Here is a 25240-nt window from a genome sequence, read left to right as displayed (position 1 = left end):
CCTTCGGCTCAGGTGCCAAGACCGCACACCGTTATTCGAGGTGATCCCCGAGCAGAAACTCCAGCGCCGCATCGAGCCGGATATGGGGCAGCGCCTGATGGGCGCTCATGGGCATCGGGCGAAACGCCTGAAAATCAAAGCCCTGGCTGTTCCACCACTGCGCTGGCGGAATATGGGGCGGCACCTCCCCCGGGAAGAGCAGCAGCGATTCACCGCTCAGGCTGGTGCCGCGGATGGCGGGGAACTCGCGGCCATTGGCCACCCCCTTGCCCACCTCGGTCGCCTTGATGGCGGCGAGCGCCAGACACTCGGTGGTGATCCCCTCGAAACGGGCCTGACCGCGGCCGCTGCGCACCAGATGCTGGAGCAGGGAGACCATGGGCCCATGCTGGTCGGGGGTAACGTGATCGGCCTTGCTCGCCACAAACAGCAGTTTGTCGATACGCGGCGAGAAGAGTCGCCGCCACCAGTTGCTCTTGCCGTAGGCAAAGCTCTCCATGATGCGGGCGATGGCCTGCTGCATATCGCCAAAGCTGGCAGCCCCGGCGTTGAGGGGCTGCAGGCAATCCACCAGCACGATCTGGCGATCGAAGCCAGCAAAGTGCTGCTCATAAAAACCCTGCACCAGATGCTGCTTGTACTGCTCGAAGCGCTGCCTGAGGGTGGCGTAGAGGGTGCCATCGGCAGGCTCGCCGGCAGGCATCTCCCACACCCAGGGGACAAATTGCAGCATGGGGGCTCCGGCATACTCCCCCGGCAAGACGAAGCGGCCGGGCTGGATCAGGTGCAGTCCCAGCTCCTGTTTGCAGGCGTGCAGATAGGCGGTGTAGCGCTCGGCCAGTTCAGCCACCGGTCGCTCGGCAAAAGGTTGCATTGCCTGCCACCCGGGGGTTAGCCAGCTGGCGGCAAGCGCCTGCAGCTCTGGGCGACGCAGCTGCTCGCGCACCTGTTCGCTCCACTGCTCGTAGCTCATCTCAAGGAGCGGCAAGTCGAGCAGCCACTCCCCGGGGTAGTCCACCAGATCCACGTAGAGGGTCGAGATCTCCCCCAGATGCTTGCGCAGGGGGTGGCGGGTGCGATAACGAATTTCGAGGCGCACCTCGGCCACGCCGCGGGTGGGCTCGGGCCAGGCCGGCGGATCGCCAAACAGGGAGTCTAGGCCGCGCTCGTAGGCAAAGGTGGGGATATGGGCATTTTGCTGCGGCACCCGGCGGGCACCGAGGATGCGCCCCTGACGCAGGGCATCCCACAACGGCAAACGACCGTCAATGGCCGCATGTTCCAGCTGATTGACCAGCGCCGTGATAAACGCCGTCTTGCCGCTGCGGGAGAGGCCGGTCACCGCCAGCCGGATATGGCGATCCCGCACCCGGTTCACCACGTCGTTCGCCTTGCTCTGCAGGCGAGTCAACTTCTGTTCCAGTTTATTGAGTATCAAGGCTTGACCCGTTCTCCCTTGGTGGTTGCATCCGGCGTGATTGGCCGTGCGACAAGGCAAACTGGCTATCCGCATCGGGATGGTCAATCAGCCTGAGTAGCGTCGATGATGGGGCATCACTGAAGGCTCCACCATCGACATTGAGTGCTTGGGCAGGCACTTTCGGCAGGCATTACAGCTTGCGAAATTCCCGCTGCAGGGTGAACTCGCGCGAGGTCACCAGCTTCTCGATGCGCTGAACTCGAGGCTCCAGAGCATCCAGTTCCTGCGCGACACGGCTCAGCGCCTGTTGGGGGGTGACCCCCGCCTGCCAGCTGCGCGCCTTCATCCGCACCTCGGCAAAATCGGCATCCTCGTGGGAATAGAGGGTGACCGGCTTTTTGTCGAGCAAGAACCAGGCGGCAATGTAAGCGGTGAAGGTGATAAACCCGGCGAAGATAAGACCGCTGATGGCGAGCAGCCGCACGATCCAGGTCTCTACCCCGAAATACTCTGCCAAACCGGCGCAAACTCCGGCAATCTTGCCCTGCCGGGGATCGCGATAGAGGTTGCGCCCCTCACGATTGACACTGCTCATACCTTGTTCCTCCAACCGGGCACTTCCGCATCCAGAATCGATTCCAGCGCACCGACTCGCTCCTGCATCTTCTCGGTACGGGCCAGCAACCCTTGCAGCTGTTCCCGCTCGCTATCGGCAAGACCGGCGCCGATGCGCCCCTTGGCCCGGTAGTGCAGCACCAGCCAGATGGGTGCCACCACCACCATGAAGACCACCATGGGAACCATCAATACACCCAGCAGACTCTCCATCGCTTACTCCCCCTGCTGGCCGTCACGCTGACCCAGCTTTTGGCGCATCGCCTCAAGCTCGCGGCTTATCTGATCGTCCACTTCCAGCTCGGCAAACTGCTGCGCCAGCGCCTTGTCGGACTGACCCAGATCGGCGCGAGCCTCCATCTCGTCGATGCGACGCTCCATCCGCTCGAACTTGCTCACCACCGCCTGACTGTCACCACGGGCAACCTGGCTCTGCACGTTGAGACGGCTGCTGGCCGCTTCGCTGCGAATGGCCATCGCTTTCTGGCGGGCACGGGCATCTTCCAGCTTGGCTTCGAGTTGGCGGATCTCTTCACCCAGCTTCTCGATGCCGCTGTCGACCGCCTGCTGCTCGCGGTAGAGGGTCTCTGACAACTCGCTCTGTTTCTTCTTCTCGATAAGGGCGGCGCGGGCCAGATCTTCACGCCCCTTGGTCAGGGCCAGCTCGGCCTTGGCCTGCCACTCATCGACCCGCTCCTGATGACGGGCGACCTGACGGCCAATCTCTTTCTGGCTGGCGAGGAAGCGGGCCAGATTGGAGCGCTCCTTGACCAGCTCGTCCTCCATCTCCTGGATGATCAGGCGCACCATCTTCTGGGGATCTTCTGCCTTGTCGAGCAGGGCCGTCAGGTTGGAATTGATGATGTCGGCCAGACGGGAAAAAATACTCATGATTGCACTCCTGTTAATGGCATGGCGTTGTTTCTCCATTGACAATGGCAACTTGTGTGCCAATCTGGAGCGAAATTTAACTTGTTGATTTATATGGGGCTGCTTTGCCCCGTTTCAATAGATGCCATGCAGGTGGTGATAAAAATCACCAACTTTTGGTAAGATTGACCAGCTTTAACAACCGACAGGGATCACTATGACCACGGCCACGGAAAGCCTGCTGGGGGAATCCAACGCATTCCTCGAGATCATCGAGCAGGCCTCACGGCTCGCCCCGCTGCGCAAACCCGTGCTGATCATCGGTGAGCGGGGAACGGGCAAGGAGCTCATCGCCCACCGCCTACATTATCTCTCGGCGCGCTGGGATCAAAGCTTTGTCACCATCAACTGCGCCACTCTGAGCGAGAGCCTGCTGGAGACCGAGCTGTTCGGTCACGAGGCGGGCTCCTTTACCGGCGCGGCCAAGCGCCATCAAGGCCGCTTCGAGCGGGCCGATGGCGGCACCCTCTTCCTCGACGAGCTGGCCACCACCAGCGCCCGGGTGCAGGAGAAGCTGCTGCGGGTCATCGAGTATGGCGAGTTCGAGCGAGTGGGTGGGGCCAAGCCCCTCAAGGTGGATGTGCGGCTGGTCTGCGCTACCAACGAAGATCTCCCAGCGCTGGCCGACAAGGGACAGTTTCGCCACGATCTGCTGGATCGACTCGCGTTTGATGTGATTACCCTCCCCCCCTTGCGGGAGCGGCGGGAAGATATCCTGATGCTGGCGGAGCACTTCGCCCACAGCATGACCCGGGAGCTGGGCTACCCGCTCTTTGCCGGTTTCTCGCGCAAGGCAACCCAGCTGCTGCTCGATTACCCCTGGCCTGGCAACGTGCGGGAGCTGAAAAACGTGGTGGAGCGCAGCATCTACCGCCAGGGCAACCCCCAGTTGCCGCTGGCCGAGCTGGTGATCAATCCGTTTGATTCCCCCTGGCGGCCCGTAGCCGCTCGCAGTCAGGAGAGTAAAAGCGAGCCGCAAGGTGCGACAACCGGGGCGTTGCCGCTCGATCTTAAGCAGGCTGTGGCGGAGTTCGAGATTAATTTACTCAAGCAGGCGATGCAGCAATCCCAGTATAATCAGCGCAAAGCCGCCCAACTGCTGGCCTTAAGCTATCACCAGTTTCGTGGCATGCTACGCAAGTATCAGTTGCAGGATGGCGACAACGATACGGAACAAGACCAGAAAGAGTCCGACTAACACCGGCACCAACAAAGCCAGCACAGTGCTGGCGCATTCATATAAAAACAGATGCGTATCAAAAACATGGTTCAACAATGAGAATGCTCACACCCTTGCTGCTCGGTCTGCTGGTTCTGCTCACCGGCTGCAACAAGCAATCCGAAGCTTCCAAGACCGGACTCATCTACTGCGCTGAGGGCTCTCCCCTCTCCTTCAACCCCCATGTCTCCAACACCGGGGTTACGCTGGATGCCAGCGCTCGTCCGCTCTACGACCGCCTGCTGGAGGTCAACCCCAATACTCTGGCCTTGGAGCCGGCGCTCGCTACCAACTGGCATGTGAGCGAGGATGGCCTCACCTATACCCTGACCCTGCGCAAGGGGGTGAGTTTTCACCATACCCCCTGGTTCAAGCCAAGCCGCACCCTCAATGCCGATGACGTGGTCTTTACCTACGCCCGTCAACTTGACGAGCACCACCCCTATCACAACGTCTCCGGCGGCGACTACCCCTTCTTCTACAGCCTGGGGCAGGATCAGCTGATCAAGCGGGTCTACAAGAAGGGGCCGCAGCAGGTGGTGTTCGAGCTGAACCAGCCCAACGCCTCCTTCCTCGCGACCCTGGCCAGCGACTATGCGGTGATCCTCTCCGCCGAGTACGCCGAGCAGATGCTCAAGGCGGGAACCCCGGCGCTGCTCGATACCCGCCCCATCGGCACCGGCCCGTTCAGCTTCAAAGAGTATCGCCACAACGAGTTCATCCGCTATCTGCGCCATCCCGGCTACTGGAACGGCCCGGCCCAGATCGAGCAACTGGTCTATGACATCACCCCGCGCTCTTCCAAGCGGCTGGCCAAACTGCTGACCGGCGAGTGCGACGTGATGAGCACACCAGCCGCCAGCCAGCTCTCGGTGATCAAGCAGCATCCCGACCTCAGCCTCTCGGTACAATCGGGGATGAACGTCGCATTTTTGGCCCTCAATACCCGCAAGCCGCCGTTCAACAACGTCAAGGTGCGTCAGGCCATCGCCAGCACCATCAATATCGACAACCTGTTGCAGGCGGTCTATTTCGATACCGGTCTGCCGGCCAACAGCCTGCTGCCACCGCTCTCGTGGGGCTATAACCCCAGCCTGCCGATGCGCAAGCCTGATCTGGCGCTGGCCCGCACGCTGCTTAAGGAAGCAGGGCTCGAGAAGGGATTCGAGATGCAGGTGCTGGTGCAACCGGACGCCCGCCCCTACAACCCGGATGCGCTCAAGACCGCCCAGCTGATGCGAAGCGATCTGGCCAAGGTGGGTATCAAGCTCAAGATTGTCCAGCAGGCGTGGCCCGTCATCGAGAAACGCCTGGCCGCCGGTCAGTACGACAGCCTGCTCTCCGGCTGGATTGCCGACAACGCCGATCCGGACAACTTCTTCCGCCAGCTGCTGAGCTGCTCGGCGGTCGAGCGTGGCAACAACTACAGCCGCTGGTGCAGCCCGGCCTTCGATCAGCTGCTGGACGATGCGGTCACCACGCCCCAGCTGGCCTTCCGGCTGCGCAACTACTACTACGCCCAGACCCTGCTCAACGAGCAGCTGCCTCTCATTCCGCTGGCCCATGCCCTGCGCACCCAGGTCAGCCGCAGTGACATTGAGGGGCTGATCCTGATGCCCTTTGGCGGCACCTCCTTCAATCAGGCTCATCGGGAGTAAGCATGCTTTTATACACCTTGCGTCGCATCAACCTGCTGCTCATTACCCTGCTGGCCCTGACCTTTGTCGCCTACCTGCTGGACTATCGCCTGCTCGGCCATCAGCTGAGTTTCTGGAGCGGCTATCCCGACTTCCTGCGCCATATTCTGGCCGGGGATCTCGGCCTCTCCAGCGTCTCCGGCCTGCCGGTGCTGGACGAAATTCGCCACTACTTCCCGGCGACCCTGATCCTCTGTCTGGCCGCTTTCACCATCTCGCTGCTGGTGGGGATCCCGCTCGGTACCCTGGCCGCCCTGTCACAGGGCAAGCCGCTGGATCTCTCCATCATGACCGCCGGCCTTATCGGCTATGCGGTGCCGGTGTTCTGGCTAGCGTTGCTGGTGGTGATGCTCTTTTCCCTCGATCTCGGCTGGCTGCCGGCGTCAGGCCAGATCAGCCTGCTCTATGACGTGCCCCCCATCACCGGCATCGCCGTCATCGACGTGCTGCTGAGTCAGGAGCCTTGGCGTCAGGCGGCGCTGCACGATGCCCTGCGCCACCTCATCCTCCCCTCGCTGGTGCTGGCGGTGGTGCCCACGACCGAGGTGATCCGCCATGTGCGCAGCTCGCTCATCGACGTGATGAAGCAGAACTACATCAGAGCGGCAGCCAGCCGTGGCCTCTCCAAGTGGCAGATTGTCTGGCGCCATGGCCTGAAAAACGCTCTGCCCCCGGTACTGCCATTGCTCGGTCTGCAGCTGGGCAGTGTGCTCACCTCCGCCATGATCACCGAGGTGGTGTTCGAGTGGCATGGCATCGGCCGCTGGCTGGTCAGCAGCATCGCCCTGCAGGATTATGCCGCCATTCGCGGCGCGACCCTGGTCATCGCCAGTTTCGTCATCCTGATCAGTGTCAGCACCGAGCTGCTCACCACCCTTATCTATCCGGCACGGCGCAAAGAGCTCTATGCCAAACAAGATTGAACGCGCTCATGGCGTGACCAGGAGCCAGGTACCCTATGCAAGATAAATCGAACATCTATCCCGAGCTCAAGATCCTCTCGCCGCTGGAGCAGACGTGGGCCTCCTACAGCCGCAATCCGCTTGCCATGGCAGGCCTGTGGGGCTTTTTGCTGCTGCTGATCATCACCCTGTTCGGCCCGCTGGTGGTGCCCTACGGCATCGATGAGCAGCACGCAGAGCATCTGCTGCTGGCCCCCTCCTGGGCCAACAACGGCAATATCGACTTCTTCCTCGGCACTGACGATCTGGGACGGGATATCCTCTCCCGGCTGGTGGTCGGCGCGCGGCTCACCTTCGGCTGCGCCCTCATCGTGGTGGTGATCGCCATGGTGGTCGGTTCTGCCATCGGCATCCTCGGCGGCATGAGCAAGGGGCTCAAATCGAGCGTATTGCACCATCTGCTCGATACCCTGCTCTCCATCCCCTCCCTGCTGATGGCCATCATCATGGTCGCAATCATGGGGCCGGGCCTTGGCAACACCCTGATCGCCATCACCCTCGCGTTGATCCCGCCGTTTATCCGGGCTACCTACAACGCAGTGCATGCCGAGATGCAGAAGGAGTACATCATCGCCAGCCGACTCGATGGTTCGCCCCCCTTGCGGATCATGCGGCTGGCCATTTTGCCCAATATCGTCGAGACCCTGGTGGCCCAGACCACCCGCACCCTCTCGGCCGCCATCCTCGATATCTCCGCGGTCGGTTTTCTCGGCCTTGGCGCCCAGACGCCCCAGTCGGAGTGGGGCGCCATGCTGGCTGACTCGAGCGATCTTATCTATCTCGCCCCCTGGACCGTCACCCTGCCCGGCATCGCCATTCTGTTCAGCGTGCTGGTGACCAACCTGGTTGGTGAGGGCATCCGCGAAGCGCTCAAAGAGGGGAATGACTGATGCCGTTGCTAGATATACGCAATCTCACCATCGAGATCGACACCCCGCAGGGCAAGGTGAAGGCGGTAGACAAGGTGAGCCTCACCCTCAACGAGGGGGAGATCCGCGGACTGGTCGGCGAATCCGGCTCGGGCAAGAGCCTGATCGCCAAAGTGATCGTCGGCATCGAAAAGGATAACTGGACAGTGCGCGCCGACCGGATGCGCTTCAATGACATGGATCTGCTGACCATGGCGCCCCGCGAGCGGCGCCGCATCATGGGCCGCGAGATCGCCATGATCTTTCAGGATCCCATCAGCTGCCTCGACCCCTCCGAGGAGATTGGCACCCAGCTGGAAGAGGCGATCCCGACCGATTCGTTCGAGGGGCAGTTCTGGCAGCGCTTCCAGTGGCGCAAGAAGCGGGCGATTGCCCTGCTGCACCGGGTCGGGGTCAAGGATCACCGCAAGGTGATGCGCGCCTATCCCCATGAGCTGTCAGATGGCATGTGCCAGAAGGTGATGATCGCTATGGCGATTGCCAACCAGCCGCGCCTGCTGGTGGCTGACGAACCCACCAGCGCCATGGAGTCCACCACCCACTCCCAGATCCTGCGGCTGCTGGACAAGATGAACAAGCTGGGCAACACCACCATCCTCATCATCAGCAACGATATCGCCGCCATTGCCAACCTGACCGACACCATCAACGTGATGTACTGCGGCCAGATGGTGGAAGTAGGTACCCGCGAGCAGATCCTCGAGACGCCGCATCACCCCTATACCGATGCGCTGCTCAAGTCGATCCCCGACTTTGACAAGCTGGTGCGCCACAAGTCGCGCCTCGAAACCCTGCCCGGCGTCATCCCGCCGCTGCAACATCTGCCCATCGGCTGCCGGCTCGGCCCGCGCTGCCCCTATGCCCAGAAGCAGTGCGTGCAGACCCCGGTGATGAACAAGGTGAAGGGACACCAGTTCAGCTGCCACTTCCCGCTGAACATGGAGGAGCCGAAAAAATGATGACCAGCAACGCCCCCGCCAGAGAGGAGCATGTGATTGAGCCCTCCCTGCTGCAAGTGAGGGGTCTGAGCAAAACCTACCAGAACCGTACCGGCCTGTTCCGTCGTCAGGCGGTGGAGGCGATCAAGCCCCTCTCGTTTGACCTTGAAGTGGGCCAGACCCTGGCAATCGTCGGTGAAGCGGGCTCCGGCAAGAGCACCCTGGCCCGCATTCTGGCCGGCATGATTGAGCCCACCAGCGGTGACATCGCCATCGACGGCCAGCTGATGGTGCATGGCGATTACCAGACCCGCTGCAAGCTGCTGCGGATGATCTTTCAGGATCCCAATACCTCGCTGAACCGCAAGATCCGGGTTGGTCAAATTCTGGAGACGCCGCTACGCCTCAACACCGAAATGACCGAAGAGGAGCGCCGCGAGAAGGTGGTGCAGACCCTGCGCATGGTGGGTATGCTGCCCGATCACGCCCTCTTCTACCCGCAGATGCTCTCCTCCGGTCAGCAGCAGCGGGTCGCACTGGCGAGGGCTCTGATCCTCAACCCCAAAATCGTGGTGGCCGACGAAGCACTCACCACCCTGGATATCTCGGTACGCTCCCAGATCATCAACCTGCTGCTGGAGATGCAGGAGACCATGGGGCTGAGCTATGTGCTGGTGGCCAACGATCTGGGCATCGTCAGCCATATCAGCGACGAGGTGCTGGTAATGCATGAAGGGCGCGTGGTGGAGCGCGGCAAGACCCTCAAGGTGTTTGCCGATCCCCAGCACGAGGTGACCCGCCGCCTCATTCAGAACTACAACAACGAATATCGCAAATAGAGAGGCGCTGGCCGCCTCCCCTGCCGCGGTGTTTCATCGTTCTCACACGGCGGGATCAAAAAAGCCCACTGCATGCAGTGGGCTTTTTGTTATCGGAGTCGCGGCTTAGGCTTGCAGCAACAGGCGGTTGATGCGGGAGACGAAGCTCGCCGGATCGTTGAGCCCGCCCTGTTCGGCCAGCTGGGCCTGTTCGTGCAGCAGGGTGACCCACTCGCCGAACAGAGCTTCATCCTGAATGGTGTCGAGCTTCTTCACCAGCGCATGGTCGGGGTTGAGCTCCAGAATGTACTTCTGCTCCGGTACCGGCTGACCGGCGGCGCGCATCAGCTTGATCATCTGGGTGCTCATGCCGTAGGCGTCGGTCACGATGCAGGAGGGGGAGTCGGTCAGACGATGGGTGACACGCACCTCTTTAACCGCTTCGCCGAGGCTCTTCTTGACCCGCTCAACCAGACCTGCATTGGCTTTTTCGGCCTCTTCCTGCGCCTGCTTGGATGCTTCATCTTCCAGATCGCCGAGATCCAGTTCGCCACGGGTGACGGAGATGAGCTGCTTGCCGTCGAACTCGGTCAGGTGGCTCATCAGCCACTCGTCCACCCGCTCCCACATCAGCAGCACTTCGACACCCTTCTTGCGGAAGATCTCGAGGTGCGGGCTGTTCTTGGCAGCGGCATAAGAGTCGGCAGTGATGTAGTAAATCTTCTGCTGACCTTCTTTCATGCGACCAACGTAATCCTCGAGAGAGACGGTCTGGGCTTCGCCCTCGCCAGCGGTGCTGGCAAAGCGCAGCAGCTTGGCAATCTCTTCGCGGTTGGCGTAATCCTCGGCTGGGCCCTCTTTGAGCACATTGCCGAACTCGCTCCAGAACTTGGCATACTTCTCGGCATCGTCTTTCGCCAGCTTGGAGAGCATGGTCAGCACGCGCTTGGAGCAAGCCTTGCGCAGAGAAGCGGTCACCTTGTTGTCCTGCAGGATTTCACGGCTGACGTTGAGCGGCAAATCGTTGGAGTCCAGCACCCCTTTGACGAAGCGCAGGTAGGTCGGCATAAACTGCTCGGCGTCGTCCATGATGAAGACGCGCTGTACGTAGAGCTTCAGACCGTGCTTCTGCTCGCGATTGTAGAGGTCGAACGGTGCGCGGGCCGGTACGTAGAGCAGGCTGGTGTACTCCTGCGCCCCTTCCACCCGGTTGTGACCCCAGAGCAGCGGATCTTCAAAGTCGTGGGCGACGTGCTTGTAGAACTCCTGATACTCCTCGTCCTTGATATCTTTCGGGTTGCGGGTCCACAGTGCAGTCGCGCGGTTGACCTGCTCCCACTCGCCTGGGGTGCCGACGATGGTTTCACCATCCTCTTCGCGATCCGGGGTGCCCTCTTTGTACATTTCCACCGGCACACTGATGTGGTCGGAGTATTTGCTCACCACGGAGCGCAAACGCCAGTCGTCGAGGAACTCGTCCTCTTCGGCACGCAGGTGCAGGATAACGTCAGTGCCGCGACCGGCTTTGGTCACATCAGCCACGGTGAAGGAGCCTTCCCCTTCCGATTCCCACTGCACGCCCTGCTCCGGAGCGGTACCGGCGGCGCGGGAAACCACGGTCACCTTGTCGGCAACGATAAAGGCGGAGTAGAAACCGACCCCGAACTGGCCGATCAGCTGGGAGTCACGTCCCTGATCGCCGGAGAGGTTTTTGAAGAATTCTGCGGTGCCGGACTTGGCGATGGTACCTAGGTGCTCGATCACCTGATCGCGGGTCATACCGATCCCGTTATCGGAGATGGTCAGGGTACGCTTCTCTTTGTCCACCACCAGGCGCACACGCAACTGGCCGTCGTTTTCGAACAAAGAGGCATCGGAAAGCGCCTTGAAGCGCAGCTTGTCCGCCGCATCAGATGCGTTGGAGATCAGCTCGCGCAGGAATACTTCTTTGTTGGAGTAGAGGCTGTGAGCCATCAGGCTCAGCAGTTGTTTGACTTCAGTTTGAAAGCCGTGGGTTTCGGCATGAACACTTTGGGTCATGGACCAATCCTCAGAAACATCGGGTTGAACATACGCCCAACCTAGATGGGGACAGGGATCCAAATATCAAGGGGGCGAATGCGCAATCCTGCTCATTCGCCCCCTTTTTCCATTCAACTGCCGATTTTCTGATCAAGCCGCAATGATACAGCCCTATCCCGCCCCTCCCCTTATTTGAGGCGCTGGCGCCCCATCAGGGAGTGGGAGAGCGTGGTGCCATCCACCAGCTCCAGCTCGCCCCCCACCGGTACGCCATGGGCGATGCGGCTCACCTCCACCCCGGCGGCACGGGCCATATCGGCGATATACCAGGCGGTGGCATCCCCCTCGATGGTGGGGTTGGTGGCGAGGATCAGTTCGTTGATCGCCTCATCCTTCAGGCGACGCTCCAGAATATCGAGCCCCAACTCCTCCGGGCCAATACCATCGAGCGGGGAAAGATGGCCCATCAGCACAAAGTAACGACCGGAAAACTGGCCGGTCTGCTCGATGGCGGCAACGTCCGCCGGGCTCTCCACCACGCAGAGCAGGCCGTTCTCTTCCCGCTTGGGATTGGCGCAGATATCGCAGCGATCGTTCTCGGTAAAGGTGCGGCAGTGGCTGCAATGACCAATCTCGGTCAGGGCGCGGGAGAGCAACTGGGCCAGCCGCAAACCGCCGCTGCGCTCACGCTCGAGCAGGGTAAAGGCCATCCGCTGGGCAGACTTGGGCCCCACCCCCGGCAGCACCTGCAGGGCTTTCATCATCTCGTCGAGCAGGGGACTGAATTTCATAACACACCTCACACTGGCCAACCCGCACCACTATCTGGATAACCGCGGGTAAGCTGAACTGGATAACGCAACTGGCGCAGGACTATACCCGAGCCCGCGCCAGCGCGCTATCCGATGAGACTGAAAACCCTTTGTAGTGGTCAGCCCACATGTTCAAAAAGGGTCTGAAATTGATGCCGAAGGAGGAGCGCATGAAAGTAGCGTAAAAAATACACCGGTTTAAGGCCGGTGTCTTGTGATAACCAGATTTTTACACACTATATCTGTACACCTATCAGGTCTTTTTTGCAGTAACAACAAGCTCTGTTACATTCCGAATTCTAGGAAGTAACTTCTAACTTGATGCTTTTTCATCCATTCGTTAGCCCAGGATTTAGCATCTTCAATTTCGCTCGCTGAGAGTTTTTTTTCAAGAATACTGAGTTCTTTAACAGAACGAGAATAGGCTGACTCCTCAGTTTCTGGCGGTAGTTGATGGGTTAATACATATAACCAAGCGTAAGCTTTTTTATTGTTTTGCATATCAGCAGGAATTGGAATGGTAAACTCATCGCCTCCCATCAGATAAGTGCTATAGATCCTTATCGAGTTAATATTTCCTGTATTTGCTGCACGTTCGAGCCAACCAAGCATTCCAACAATATCTTTGTCTTTCTCAGCATAGCTAGACATAACCTCCATAGCTCTTGGATTACCATGATTGGCGGCTTGTTCTATCCAATGGCGTACAGCCTTATCACGTGAGCCAGGAACAATATACCAGCCACAGCCATCACGGATCGCAGCAGATAATTTGTTCATAGAGTCAGCATCACCTAACTTTGCCGCTCTCTCCAGCCATTTACAGTAGGTGTTATAATCTTTTCTTGCTGCATAGATGAATGCATAGGTTTTTATACCTTCTAAATCATCCTTTTCTGCCAAGTGTTTTGATTTGGCAACGACCTTATCTGACCAATTTTCACTACCATTAGTCTCTGTCAATGAAGATGATAGTATTGGGCCAGATCCAATATCGGAGAGGGCTAACATACCACATAGTCCTCCTGCCTTTGCAGCCCTTTCGAAATACATGTCAGATTCTTTGGATGACACTAAAGCAGATGTCATATAGCTATTAGCTATCAGGCACATGGCTTCGGTGTTTCCTGCGTCAGCAGCTTTCAACATCAGTTCCCAGCCAGAACTACGTCCCTGCTCCCACGGGATCACTGCTTGCTGATAAAGATCATCGGCCATCGCTGTCTTATCAGCTGCAGCGTTTACAAATGAGACAGCGAATAGTGAGTTCAACACAAGTATTGAAAACTGCTTAACTCTTAACATTCCACCCATCCTGAATCTGAGAACGACCATACATATTAGAGATCTTGTAGTTAGGTTGTGCATTCTCCCAGCGTATATTTGATAATGCATTGCGAGCTCGCCGATACTTTATTAAAGTTGACTTAAGGTCATCATTTCTATTGTCAGCTGGCAAAGTCATATATTTATCTAATGTGCTAAGGTTGCGCTTATAAGCACCAATCTGATCTTGCACATTGATATCGGCCATGCGGCTTATCGCCTCTTGGAATTTATGGCGATTATCAGGAGTGGCTTTACCGCTATAGAGCCAATCAACCAAGCGAGCAATAGTCAATTGCTGTAACACATGAACTTGCTTTGCATCCAATGCAATTCGATTACTTTTCATTTCTAGCGCCCTTGCACTTACAACCAAGGTCCCCAATAACGAGCCCAATGCCTCTGGCAGTAGACCATTGGCCCACTCTTTTAACTTGGCCTCTGTTGCTGCATTGGCCTTGGCGTCGCCAGCCGTATCCGGGCGTAAAGCCGGGTTTGGATTAGCCTGTTTCGGCTGCAGGTGATGAGACAACGTCCACGCCACCAGACCCGCATTCTGGCTGCGATTCAGCTTGCCATAAAGCCTGTCGACAAAGTCTTTCTCTGCCGCCACTATCTGGCCAATATTGACCCCCAGCAGCAGTGCCAACTGACTAGCCCTGGAGAGCCGCTGATAGCTCTCCTCATCGGCGAAGACTTCGACCCGCTCGTAGTTGCAGCGGCGCAGCAGATCCTGAAACATGGCCACCACATAACCGGTAGATTGCCAGTCCACCTCAAATTCAAAATAGCCCTTTGCCTTGGCGCTGCCCCCCAGCACCCCGGCCTTGACCCCCAACCGCATCCGGTTATTGCGCCAGCTCAGGATAAAGGGAAACTCGCTCAGCGTGTTCTTGATTTCGGCCTTCAGCTCGGTGGTGGCCTTGCACAGTTGCAGCGGCAGCTTGGCGGCTTGACCATCTATCCTCAGACGCTGGATCATGCTGTTATCCGGCGTCCAAAGCAGGCGTCCTGACAGACTGCAGCCCACCTCAGCCCCAACCTCGGCAGTAAATTCACCCTTCTCTTCAGCCTTGACCGCCACATCGAGCCCGCTGAGGCTAATGCCCCCGACGCTGGCATTGAGCGATGCCTCACGGCCCGCTTTGAGCATGGCGCCCGCTTTGCCCCACGCCTTGGCGTGGACATCTACGGCCCAGGTACCCAGATTGATCTGGTACTTGTTGCCACTCTTGGGGGCGATCAGGGTTGCTATCGTGGGTTTCGCGCCTCGTGGCAAGGTGATCCTGAACAGGTCGATCTCCCCGCGCAGAGGATAAAACTCCGCCGTGACCGACAAGCTGGCGCTCGGCCCTGGCATGGAGACGGTGCCATCCTGATAGGTCAGCTTCATTGGCGGGGGGTCTATCTTGCCGGAACTGCTGAGTTTGCCCTTCCAGTCGCTGTAACTCATCATCCGCATCAGCTGCGCTTGGGGTGACTCATCAAAGGGACCAAACTCCACCTGCTTGTCAGAGCGATAGAGCAGTGTGCCAAGGTGTCCAGCAAAGCGGCTACGCCATGAATCCAGCGCCTTCACCTTGATGTTCTTCTGCTCCAGGTAGTCGGCCACCTTGTCAAAATTGAGGGCGCCGCTCTCTTTGTAGAACCAGCCCTTTTGTAGGGGGAGAGGGGTAATGCCATCTTGTGCCAGCAGGGCGAGCAGCACCGGATCCTGCTCCAGTTTGAGCAGGTCACCCGCCCGCTCCTTGACCTTGTCTACCGGCAACTGCCAGAGGCTGAAGTAGCTAAGCGGCTCTGCCGATAACGCCGCCGAGCAGATCTCGCGCAGCGGATAATCTCCCTTGGTCAATACGTCCATGGGTTGGCGCTGATATTCCCCCTCCCATGCCAATACCCGAGGCGGGACTTGGCGGGAGCAGGCCAGCAGTGCCTTTTCGTACAGCTCGTTCGCTTGCTTGTGAGCAGCATTAATGGCATCGAGCTGACGCTGAAACATCTGCTGGGGTGGCAACAAGGGATTCTCTTTGTCGCTGCTGGCGGCATAACCGCTATCGAGCGCGGTCAAAAAGGCCTTGGTGGTCTTCTCCAGCTCCTCTTCGGCCTGCTTTTTCTGCGCCAGATAGGCGTACCAACTGGCGTAGCACTTATCACCGGCCACGCACCCCTCTATGCCGCTCAGAGCAAACTCTGGCACGGCGACCCCAAGCGCGCCAAGCTCGCTGATGCAGCGATTGAGGGTCTGCTGGGCCGTAGTCATCTTGGCCAGGGTTTCCTGACGATGGCTAAACCAATCGTCACTCGGCCACATCAAATCGTGGCTGTGCTCCTGCATCAGGGTCTGGGTTTTCAGCACCGCCTGTCGTAGCGATTCAATCTGCTCTGCCGGAGGCTTTTCTGCTACAAACGTGGCACGGGCCTTGTTGTATTGCGCCAGCAATTTGCCAATTTTGACCTGACGCGGGTCATAGTAGTGGCCATTTTTATCGACTTCATACCCTTGCGCCTTGGCTTGCTCAATCCCTTGGCGTTTGAGCTTTTCCAGTTGCTCGATACATTTGGCATCTTCAGCGGCACGATTGATAAATTGCTTTTGAACCGCAGCCTGGCTGTTATCTCCGTAGGGCGAAAAGGTAGGGCTGGCTGGCCTACTCGCCTGAATGTTGCTCCATTCTTGCTGTTGAGCCGGGGTCAAGAAGCTGTATGGTGTCGGGCTAATCATCAGGCTATCGAGTTGAATACCCTGTGCCGCCAGTGCTTGCAGCTTGCTGGATGAGCCAAGCACCTTGGCTTCAAACTCACTGACCACCATTTTTATCTTCTTGAAGGCTTTTTTCTCGACCAGCCAAAAACAGTTGGAGCCGCTGACATAGAAGATGTCTTCAAACTCTTTTGACGAGCAGGGGGATTTAACCGCTGCAAACGACTCATTTGATGCAGCAGCAGGCAACGGAACAAAAGGCAACATGGTCGGCGACTGACAGAGCCCTTCATCAATGACATTGTTAACTACAGGTGACGTAGTCGTGGTTGGTGCGGACATCTATAACGCCTCCACTGGCTGATGGGTCTGATGCTGCCAAAAACGGTTTGCCACAGCCAGCGGCTCATGGCACTCAATATCGAAGGTGGCCAACCACTGGGCCATGCGACCATCCAACACGGGAGCAGGATAATCATTAAGCAGTGTGAGCCAAGGCATAAGCTCCCACTGCTCTGTCAAGCCTTTCTCAATCAGGTATGCAAGCGAAGATGCAAGACCATAACACAAAACAGGGTCAATCCGAGCGGCTTGCAAGCTATAAAGCAGACGGGTTTTCTGAGCCATCGTCAGCAATTTCGAACTCAAATACACCGGTTGCTCAAAGGCCACTTCGTGCTCAGCGCTGACAATTTCACACCACGCTGCAGAGCACCAGTCAGGCAAGTACACCGCCTCCAACGCTGAGCTCACCAAGGGGGCATCATACTGGCAGGCATAGATAGCCAGCCAAATGGCCGGATCGTAAAAGCGCAGATAGCTTTGCCCCTGCCCATCAGGCACCGTCAGGAACTGTCTGAAATGGTTGGCTAGCTCTTCGCAAGAGAGTGATGCGCGCAGCGCAACGCCTGCGCGCCTCTCTCGCACTTCCGTAAGCAATGTTTCCCTGACAGTGCGCTCGGAAGGGAGGCTAAGCAAAAGGGGACTCACCTCCAATAAGGCTTGGTGGTGCGTACCTGCAAACAGCAGAGTTAATTCGGGCTGCTCAATGAGCTGATGGATCACCTCTTGCGCCTCTTCCCAACGTGCCACATCAATCAGCAAATAGTTGATTGGTAAGCTATCAGGAGATAACCGATGTAGACACGTTAACTGTTCCCATCGAGTTTGCATGTGCAGTCCCCCCGTTCACATGTGCCATTAGAGCGCTTGCCACACATGGGCATTGCTACCACACCTGCTTTTGCCGCGACCAACATGGCCGGGATCATCTCTGGTGTTGGCGGTACAACATAAGGCGCTAATGCTACCCCCATCGGCAGGCCGGGCATCTGACCCGCCCACCCTGAGCCAGAGCCCGGGCTACCACCGGAGTTCATCTTGATGGAGCCACCGCTTAGCGTGACGCCACCGGAGTCGAGCTTCACAAAGCTGCCGCCCACCTTGAGGGTCAGCTCGGCGCCGGCCTCCATGACGATCTTCATGCCAGCCTTGTGATGCACCTCCTGACCTGCATCAACCAGCAGGGATTGACCCAACTTCTGATGCATGGAGGCATCCACCGTCAGCGAGTAATCCGCCTTGATCTGGTCACGCTTCTCACCCTCCACCGTCAGGTGGTCATTGGCCTTGATACGGGTCACCCGTTCGTTGTCGATGTCGGTGTGTTGGTCATGCTTGATATGCCAGGCCACATCGTTCTCGATAAGCACGTTCAGGTCTTTCTGACCGTGGATATAAATCTCTTCCTGTCCCGCCTGGTCTTCAAAACGCAGCTCGTTAAAACCCTCGCCCTTGTGGGTTTCGGTGCGCAGCACGGTGCGGGTCTTGTTGGCAGGCAGCTCATACGGTGGCCGGTTGGTGGCGTGGTAGGTGCGACCGGTCACGATAGGCTGGTCGGGGTCTCCCTCTAGGAAGCTAACAATGACCTCGTGGCCGATACGCGGGATGGCCATCATGCCGTACTGGCCACCGGCCCAGCCTTGGCTCACTCGCACCCAGCAGGAGCTCTGGTCGTTGGAGCTGCCATATCTGTCCCACGGGAATTGCAGCTTCACCCGGCCATGTTCGTCGCAGTAAATCTCTTCCCCCTCGGGGCCGACTACGATGGCGATTTGCGGGCCATCCACCATCGGCTTGTAGGGCGCCTCGGGGCTGCCAATGCGGGCGCGCCAGGTGGTACTCGCTTTCACTACACCAAATTCGTTGTGGTAAACGGTCGGGCCGCTGCCGCCCTCCTCTTCCAGCGCTTGGGGCTGCTCACCGGTGTGGCGGATATGGACGATTTGCCAGTCGGTGTTGAGGCTGCCGTTGGGGTGTTCGGTCAATGAAAAGTGCTGGCCCGGCAACAAGGCGGCACAGTTGGATTTGCCACTGCCGCTGACTGCATCGTTGCGCAGCGCATCGAGCCGGTGCTGGGCAAAGGCCTTGCCGCTCGGGTCCTGCTTGTAGCGGCCCGGGTAGTCGAAGTGCTGGTAGGTATCGCGCTGATGCTCAAGCTCTGCCCCCTGCTTCTTGTGGGAGAGACCATAAGCCGGCGTCTTGAAGCTGTAGTCCTTGAGCTCCACATCAGAGGGGCGCACCGCCTCGCGGTAGTGGAACTGGCGCACATAGGGGCCCTGCTCCAGCGAACGGTTGCCGAGGTTGAAGAAGAGCTCGGGGCCGGCAGTCAGGGCCGCCGCGTCGTCGGCAAACACAATGCGGTGCTTGCCTGCTTCAAACTCGTGGAAGTAGAACAAGCCCTCTTCGGCGGCCAGGCGATTCACAAAATCGAGGTCGGTCTCCCGATACTGGACGCAATATTCCCGCTGGGCATGCTCGTTTTTCAGGGCAAAGGCGTAATCGGTAATGCCGTGCTCTTGCAACAAAATAGAGAGAATTTCATCGGGCTTCTGCGCCTGGAAGATACGGGAGTTTTGGCGCAACCCCAGCCGCCACAGGGCAGGTTTCACCTCAATGCGGTAACGGGTACGGCGAAAGCCGCTGTCCCCTTGGGCAAACTCGCTCACTACCCCGCACACCCGACGTTGCAGCTCGCCGTTGTACCACACCATCAGCTCGCACGGCTGGTCCAGCACGGCGCCAAAGTCGACATCGGGCTGGCTGCTGGCCAGCTCAAGGCGCAGGTTGAACGGCCGGTTCAGCCCCTCATCCAGCTGGAAACTCGCCACCACGAAGATGCTCTCGGGCAGCGCCCCCACCTTGACGGTAAATTGCAATCCGGTGCTTTGTGCCATGATCTGCTCCTTATCCTGCCTGTCCGCTGCCGGATCCAATTACGACGCCACCGCAATCAACCGCAGTACCGGTGACGGCGATGGGTTTGCCGTTGACCAGCACCGAGCCGACCCCACCTGCAATAGCGCGGGGATGAGGCGGGTTGTTGGGCTTGTCATGAGGCTCCAGCGGATCGCCCTGACGGGCTACCGGTTTGCCATCGAGGAACACATCGGGACTGGCCGCGCTGACCGGTGAGGGGTGAAAACCGTCGTGGTCGGTGCCAATGTCACCGAGCAGAGCGATAGTCGGGCACATAGTGATTCTCCATATGAGCGGGGATAACGGGTCTGCGCCCTATCCCCACGCCCCTCACACAACAGCAACAGGCTGCAGCGGCAAGCACGGGGCAAAACAGGCTGCGTCGTGGCAGCACAGAGTGTGCCACTCCAAACATTCAATATTTTTTAAATAAAATCAGTGCATTACACGCCAACAGCCGATACGGCAAGCGATTGGGCTGCAAGGTATTGCGCAGAAATGGCAACCTGACTACAAAAGGTTGCCTTTCTGGTATATCTCACTTTTTTATGCGCAATATATTGCGCGCAACAACACTATCAACTACCAAGATCGCCCTGCTGCAGCTGATAAAGGCGGATGTTGAGCGCTTTCAGATCGCTCTCCAGCCCCTTCAATTCGGCGGCGGTGATGGGCTCCTGCGAAGCCTTCTTCGCCTCCAGCTCGCTCAGACGCAGACTGAACGGCGTCTCCTGCATCAGGTTTTTCTGCACCTCATAAAGCTGGGACTTGAGATAGGAGATAGTCACCGTCTTGCGTTGACGCTCCAGCTCCTGCAGCTGGTCGATCAGCGCATCGACACCGGCACGGGCATCAAGGTAGGTGGGAATGGTGTTGTTATTGCTCCCCTGCCCCACCAGCGCGTTTTGCCACTGCTTGTCCAGCGCCTTGACCGCCAGCGAGTCGGGATAGAGCATCTGCAACGAGTTGCGCAACCCTTCGCCATAGCGATACCAGTAGAGCGGCGAAGTCTGTTCCAGCCGATCCAGCTGGGCCTGATAGCGCGCCACCAGCTCGCTCTCCATCCCTTGCACCGCCTGCTCCCCCAGCACGATGCGGGCCTGACGGATATCGTCATAGCTGAGCACGCGCGGCAACTCGGCGGCCGGCTGTTGCAGGCGCTGCATCGCAATCACCTTCTCCTGCTGCTGGTGCTGCCAGCCCAGCCATGCCATGACCGGCAGAGCGCAGCTGAGCAGGCCACAGCCAAACCAGAACCAGGCCGGACGCTGTTTGCGATGCTGCTCGATCTTGAGCACAGTCGGCTTGACCTGCCCCTTCTCGCGCCCCACCAGAATGCTGCCCTGCGGCAGAGCGGGGGCAACCGATGCCATCGGCGTTCCGTGCTCGTGATCCATATCCGATTTGAAGAAGACCATCGGCGGGATCTGCATATCCTCCTTGAAACCCGGCTCATCGGAGACGATGACGATCTCGGTCTCGTCAAAGAGGTGGGTATAGCCCTCGATAAAGTGGATAAGGTTTTCAACCCGGGGAATGCGGCTCAGACCCGCGTTGTGCAGCTTTTCGCTGATAAGTTGCAGCGCCCGCTCGCAGCGGTAGATCAGTCGCTTGTCCTCATGGCTGATCTGGTACTGGCGAATGACGTCGCTGATGCGGGCGATAAACCAGTCCAGCATCTCGATACGAGCCCGCTCCTGATGCACCGGCGGCCAGAAGCTATCCCACTGGGTGACGATGAGGTTGGCAAGAAACTCGCACCCTTCGGTAAAACCGCTCAGCCCCTGAATGCGGGAACGGGCCAGGGTGAAGTAGATGGCGGTCTGCAGATCGACACCATGCTTTTCGAAGATCTGGCTGGCAAGATGGTGGATCAGCGCCCAGTCCACTTCGGGACGTGAGGCGTGACTGAGCTTGTTGATCTCGGCGCGCAGCGCTTCGTACTCAGGCAACATTCTGGGGTCACGCCCCACTTTGAGCGCCTGCTGGCCTTGTTGATTCTGTGACATATCGGCTTCCAACGGATGAAGGGGGCACAGGGTGCCCCCGACCTAATCAATAGAGGGATTCGGGCAATCTGAACTGGCTGAACAGACCGCCGGTGAAGGGGTTCTGAGCGCTGTCGGTATAGACCCGATAGGTCATGGCTCCCTGATCCACCGGGAAGCGCACATCGAAGGTGGCGTCACTCACCTGGGTCAGCTCGCCCTTGTCCATCAGGCGGAACATGGCCCAAGGCCCGACGAAGCCTTCACTGCGCGGCGAGCGCTCGCGAGCTGCCGGCACCAGCGTGATCTTGCTCTCGGCTCCGTCACGCATGGTATTGGGCCACACCAGCGGCACCTTGGTGCGACGACCGTGGGCATACTCCAGCAACTGGCCATCCAGATTCAGCACGCTGCGCCGCTTGTTGGCGGTCAGCTCGATGGGCTCGAGGGCAAACTGCACCTCGAGATTGCCTTGCGGGCTGAAGAAGATCTGGCGGATGCGCGCCGCGCGATCCAGCTGCTTGACCAGCTCGGCCTGAATGGGTGAGCTCAGTTCCCCCTCCATCAGCCCGCCCTCGACCATCGGCTTGAGGTTGACCTGATAGAAGCTGTCCAGCGTGCCGCCCGGGGCAAAGAAGCGCTCCATCTCGGAGAGCGGCACATCCTTGGCTGAGCTCGGGTTGAACGGATAACGATCCGCCAACTGGCTGTTGAACGGGGTCAGCACCTTCTCCTGCCACTCCTGATTGAGGGAGGACATGGCCAAGTCGATCACCAGACGGGAAGTCTGCTCGGAGAGCTGGCCAACCCAGCGGTTGAGCGGCTCGGGCAGACCACGAGCATACTGCTCGAGGGCAAATACGGGGTCGGCGTACTTGTTGGTCAGGCGCAGTTGCACCGCCTTCAGAGCCGATTGACCCGGCTCGGTCGCGTTGACGATGAGCTCCAGATAGTGCTGCAGATCAACCAGCTTCTGGTTCACCTCGGAGATGAGCGGCCCCTGTTCGCCACGGCCGCTGAGCGCCGCGTTGGTCGCCATGAAGGGACGTCCGATCCGTGCCGTAATGGCCTGACCCGGATCCCCCTCCACATCGGAGATCTTGCGAATACGGGTGTTGTCATCCAGCGAGGCGAGTACCCGCTGGAACGGCTGATCGTTGCCGGTGATGGCCGAGAGCACATCGAGTGCCTGCTCAGGGCTCTCCAGGGGCTGCACATCCAGATTGGTCAGCAGTTTCTGCCACTGGTTGACGTAGTCGGTGACATAACGATCGTTGACCTGACGGGTGATCTCCTTGCGATCGGCCTCGCTCAACTGGCTCAGCTTGCGCTGGCCAAGAACCCAGGCATCCATGGCGGTCAGGTCGAGCAGCGCCTTGTCCTGCTTGAGGAAGAAGTCGCTGAAACCGGGCCAGGTTAGCAGGCGCGGCACCTGACCGGCGCTCTCGTTGCGCAGGGTAAACACTGTGTCGAAGGTGGGGCCCACCTCGTCACGCACGTTGAGATCCGGCGGCAGCACATCGCCCGCCTTCACCACCAGATTCTGGTAGACCCGCTGATACATGGGCAGTTTGCCCAGTTCGCGCTGGGCGCCGTAGACCGGCTCCTTGAAGGGCGCAAAGGCGGTAATGGCGGCCTGATCACGGGCAGCGCGAGCAGCGTGCCAGTCGGTATGATCGAGGGCATAGTTGAGGTGACCCATCAACTGCTCCTGCAACGCCCCCTGCCCCGGGAACGCCTTCTGCCAGCGGCTCGCCATGTACTGGGCCACCAGCTCCTTGTTGCGACCGGAGGCGTCATCCAGCATCCGCATCACCCGCAGGATGGCGAGCTTCTCCTCGCTACCCGCCGGCGCCCGGTCGAGATCTTCCAGCAGCCCCTGCATCTGGGCCGGCAGGAAACGCTGGCTCAGCAGTTGCAGGTAAGAGCCTTCCACATAGGGGCCGATCTCGTCCCCCTGATAGAGGCCAAGATCGGCCACCACCGGCATCCGCTCACGGTAGTTGCCAAAGGAGAAGGTCGCCTCGCGAATAAGGTTGAGACGCGGCAGCTGGCTCACGCCAAACGCCTCTTCATCGGCCACCTCGTTGGTGGCCATAAAGGCCTGTGCCTTGGTCAGCACATTGCGACCGGCCTCCTCGTTGACCCGGTAGAAGTAGTGCCAGCCACCGATGAGGGCTGCCGAGAAGAGCGACAAGCAGCTGAGGCCGACGGCCATGCGACGGCGGCGATAGAGGGTATGCAGCCGGTTCTCGCCCGCCAGATGGGCCTCGGGGAAGATGATGGAGGAGAAGAGCTTGCGCACGAAATAGGTGTTGGACTCCCCGCGCAGCGCAGAGTAAATGGGCTCTGGCAGGTTGTAACGGCGAGAGGCCGCCTGGGCAAACGCATCGAACGGCACCCCCTGCTGATAGACGGAGCTGACATAGACACCGCGCACCAGCAGCGGCTTGCTCTCCTCGATGGCCAGGGTCTCGGCAAGCAGCTCGGTCACATACTCCTTGAGGCCCGCCAACTGGCGAACAAAGGAGAAAAGCGCACTGCGGCGGCTGGCATCCAGCCCGGCCAGCATCAGTGCCGGCAGGTTGCGGTTGAGGTTGTCGACCCACTCGTCCCAGAAGAGGGAGAGATCATCCTGCCACCCCTTGCCCTGACGCTCGTCCGGCTTGAAGGTCACCCCCAGCACCGCCTCGCGGGCCTCTTTGTCGAGCTGCTCATAAACCACGTCAAACCCGCGCAGCAGGTCGAGCTTGGTAAAAGTGACATAGAGCGGCAAACGGGTATTCATGGTAGCCGACAGCTCCTGCAGACGGGAGCGCATCAGCTGGGCATAGGCCTTGCGTTCGGCCACGCTGGCATGGGATAGCCAGGCCAGATCCACCGTCAGCACCAGTCCGTTTAGGGGCTGGCGACGGCGATGTTCATTGAGCCAGCCGAGCAGGTGCAGCCAGAGCCGCTCGTGCTTACGCGCCAGCGGCTCCTGCTCGCCATCGGGTTGGGACAGGAGCTCGCCAGCGGGATCCAGCATCACCGCCTGCTCTCCCAGCCAACAATCAACCAGCTGATCCTGCGCCACTTCACGTAGCTCGGTGTCGAGTCTCGGGTTGAGCTTGTTGGCCGGGTTGGCGCGGTGGATCAGGCTGCTCTTGCCGCTGCCGGGCAGACCCAATACCAGATACCAGGGCATGGCATAGAGCGCCCCCTTGCCCAGATGCTCGCCAAGGGTTGCCAGCCAGCGGTCGAGAAAGAGCGCCTGGCGATCGAGGATCCCCTTGACAGGATCCTGCTCCAGTACCAGCTCATGGTTCCGCTCGGCCTTGAGTTGCTGCATCTTGCGCCATACGCGCCAGGAGACAACCCCCAGCAGCAGCCAGAGCCAGAGCAGGGTGAACACCACCCGCCCCCACAGCGGCTCGAAGGGACGAGCGTCGCGGATCTCGATGCGGGGGCCCAGCCACCACACCAGGATCAGGGCGACAACCCAGAGCACCGCACCGAGCAGAGGCCAGGAGGGTTTCAGTTTCGGCAGCTGTTGCTGCAGAAAGGTAAAGATGGTTTTGAACATAAGATTGTGATTCAACTCCGACTCAATGACTCATTTCGAC

At 59.2% G+C, this 25240-nt stretch carries 19 protein-coding genes; 6 read left to right on the top strand and 13 right to left on the bottom strand.

Going from position 1 to position 25240, the window contains the following annotated elements; translation table 11 throughout:
* Window positions 1–31 precede the first annotated feature (31 nt).
* The 4 genes from NOM67_RS01915 to pspA all read right to left on the bottom strand — a co-directional run bounded on the left by NOM67_RS01915 (window position 32) and on the right by pspA (window position 2926).
* A complete protein-coding gene (locus NOM67_RS01915) occupies window positions 32–1438 on the bottom strand; it encodes a YcjX family protein (protein ID WP_255933455.1) in 1407 nt (468 codons plus the stop codon).
* 172 nt (window positions 1439–1610) lie between these two features.
* Entirely contained in the window at window positions 1611–2015 is a 405-nt protein-coding gene (pspC, locus tag NOM67_RS01910; protein ID WP_041210357.1) for an envelope stress response membrane protein PspC, read from the bottom strand.
* Complete coding sequence (pspB, locus tag NOM67_RS01905) at window positions 2012–2248, bottom strand: envelope stress response membrane protein PspB (RefSeq protein ID WP_041210358.1); 237 nt, start codon at window positions 2246–2248, stop codon at window positions 2012–2014. The genes pspC and pspB overlap by 4 nt, the downstream gene beginning before the upstream one ends.
* A 3-nt stretch (window positions 2249–2251) precedes the next feature.
* Window positions 2252–2926 carry a phage shock protein PspA gene (gene pspA, locus NOM67_RS01900; protein WP_071914337.1) on the bottom strand — a complete coding sequence of 225 codons (675 nt, stop codon included), beginning with the start codon at window positions 2924–2926 and terminating at the stop codon, window positions 2252–2254.
* Between the two features lie 196 nt (window positions 2927–3122).
* Between pspA and pspF the strand changes: the two genes are divergently transcribed.
* The 6 genes from pspF to NOM67_RS01870 all read left to right on the top strand — a co-directional run bounded on the left by pspF (window position 3123) and on the right by NOM67_RS01870 (window position 9549).
* Window positions 3123–4163 carry a phage shock protein operon transcriptional activator gene (pspF, locus tag NOM67_RS01895; protein WP_182925618.1) on the top strand — a complete coding sequence of 347 codons (1041 nt, stop codon included), beginning with the start codon at window positions 3123–3125 and terminating at the stop codon, window positions 4161–4163.
* 83 nt (window positions 4164–4246) lie between these two features.
* Entirely contained in the window at window positions 4247–5842 is a 1596-nt protein-coding gene (gene sapA, locus NOM67_RS01890) for an ABC transporter substrate-binding protein SapA (protein ID WP_255935102.1), read from the top strand.
* A 2-nt stretch (window positions 5843–5844) separates the two neighbouring features.
* The gene (locus NOM67_RS01885) at window positions 5845–6804 is read left to right on the top strand and encodes an ABC transporter permease subunit (protein ID WP_216994273.1); all 960 of its coding nucleotides are present in this window, start codon (window positions 5845–5847) and stop codon (window positions 6802–6804) included.
* 35 nt (window positions 6805–6839) lie between these two features.
* Window positions 6840–7733: an ABC transporter permease subunit gene (locus NOM67_RS01880; RefSeq protein ID WP_033114661.1), complete on the top strand. Its 894-nt coding sequence runs from the start codon at window positions 6840–6842 to the stop codon at window positions 7731–7733.
* Window positions 7733–8731 (top strand): oligopeptide/dipeptide ABC transporter ATP-binding protein, encoded by a 999-nt coding sequence (locus tag NOM67_RS01875; protein ID WP_041210364.1) that lies wholly within the window; start codon window positions 7733–7735, stop codon window positions 8729–8731. The genes NOM67_RS01880 and NOM67_RS01875 overlap by 1 nt, the downstream gene beginning before the upstream one ends.
* 32 nt (window positions 8732–8763) lie before the next feature.
* Window positions 8764–9549: an ATP-binding cassette domain-containing protein gene (locus NOM67_RS01870; protein ID WP_033114706.1), complete on the top strand. Its 786-nt coding sequence runs from the start codon at window positions 8764–8766 to the stop codon at window positions 9547–9549.
* Window positions 9550–9654: 105 nt separating this feature from the next.
* Here the strand turns inward: NOM67_RS01870 and htpG are convergent, their stop codons facing one another.
* The 9 genes from htpG to tssM form a co-directional block, all read right to left on the bottom strand.
* On the bottom strand, window positions 9655–11568 hold the full coding sequence (gene htpG, locus NOM67_RS01865) for a molecular chaperone HtpG (RefSeq protein WP_156852979.1): 1914 nt from the start codon (window positions 11566–11568) through the stop codon (window positions 9655–9657).
* Window positions 11569–11738: 170 nt separating this feature from the next.
* On the bottom strand, window positions 11739–12341 hold the full coding sequence (recR, locus tag NOM67_RS01860) for a recombination mediator RecR (RefSeq protein WP_041210366.1): 603 nt from the start codon (window positions 12339–12341) through the stop codon (window positions 11739–11741).
* A gap of 306 nt (window positions 12342–12647) precedes the next feature.
* Window positions 12648–13667: a tetratricopeptide repeat protein gene (locus NOM67_RS01855; protein ID WP_156852980.1), complete on the bottom strand. Its 1020-nt coding sequence runs from the start codon at window positions 13665–13667 to the stop codon at window positions 12648–12650.
* A complete protein-coding gene (locus NOM67_RS01850; RefSeq protein WP_156852981.1) occupies window positions 13654–16731 on the bottom strand; it encodes a hypothetical protein in 3078 nt (1025 codons plus the stop codon). The genes NOM67_RS01855 and NOM67_RS01850 overlap by 14 nt, the downstream gene beginning before the upstream one ends.
* Window positions 16732–17562 (bottom strand): DUF4123 domain-containing protein, encoded by an 831-nt coding sequence (locus NOM67_RS01845; RefSeq protein WP_156852982.1) that lies wholly within the window; start codon window positions 17560–17562, stop codon window positions 16732–16734. It abuts the gene before it with no gap.
* Window positions 17538–19625, bottom strand: a complete 2088-nt coding sequence (locus NOM67_RS01840) for a type VI secretion system tip protein VgrG (protein WP_255933432.1) — start codon at window positions 19623–19625, stop codon at window positions 17538–17540. Before NOM67_RS01840 ends, NOM67_RS01845 begins: the two co-directional genes overlap by 25 nt.
* A gap of 10 nt (window positions 19626–19635) precedes the next feature.
* A complete protein-coding gene (locus NOM67_RS01835; protein WP_033114654.1) occupies window positions 19636–19923 on the bottom strand; it encodes a type VI secretion system PAAR protein in 288 nt (95 codons plus the stop codon).
* 302 nt (window positions 19924–20225) lie between these two features.
* On the bottom strand, window positions 20226–21656 hold the full coding sequence (locus NOM67_RS01830) for a VasL domain-containing protein (RefSeq protein WP_255933428.1): 1431 nt from the start codon (window positions 21654–21656) through the stop codon (window positions 20226–20228).
* Between the two features lie 46 nt (window positions 21657–21702).
* A complete protein-coding gene (tssM, locus tag NOM67_RS01825) occupies window positions 21703–25200 on the bottom strand; it encodes a type VI secretion system membrane subunit TssM (protein WP_370689154.1) in 3498 nt (1165 codons plus the stop codon).
* Window positions 25201–25240: the final 40 nt, after the last annotated feature.

The sequence above is a fragment of the Aeromonas sp. SG16 genome (genome assembly GCF_024436135.1).
GTDB lineage: Bacteria > Pseudomonadota > Gammaproteobacteria > Enterobacterales > Aeromonadaceae > Aeromonas > Aeromonas jandaei.
This window is presented reverse-complemented; position numbering and strand designations above follow the sequence as displayed.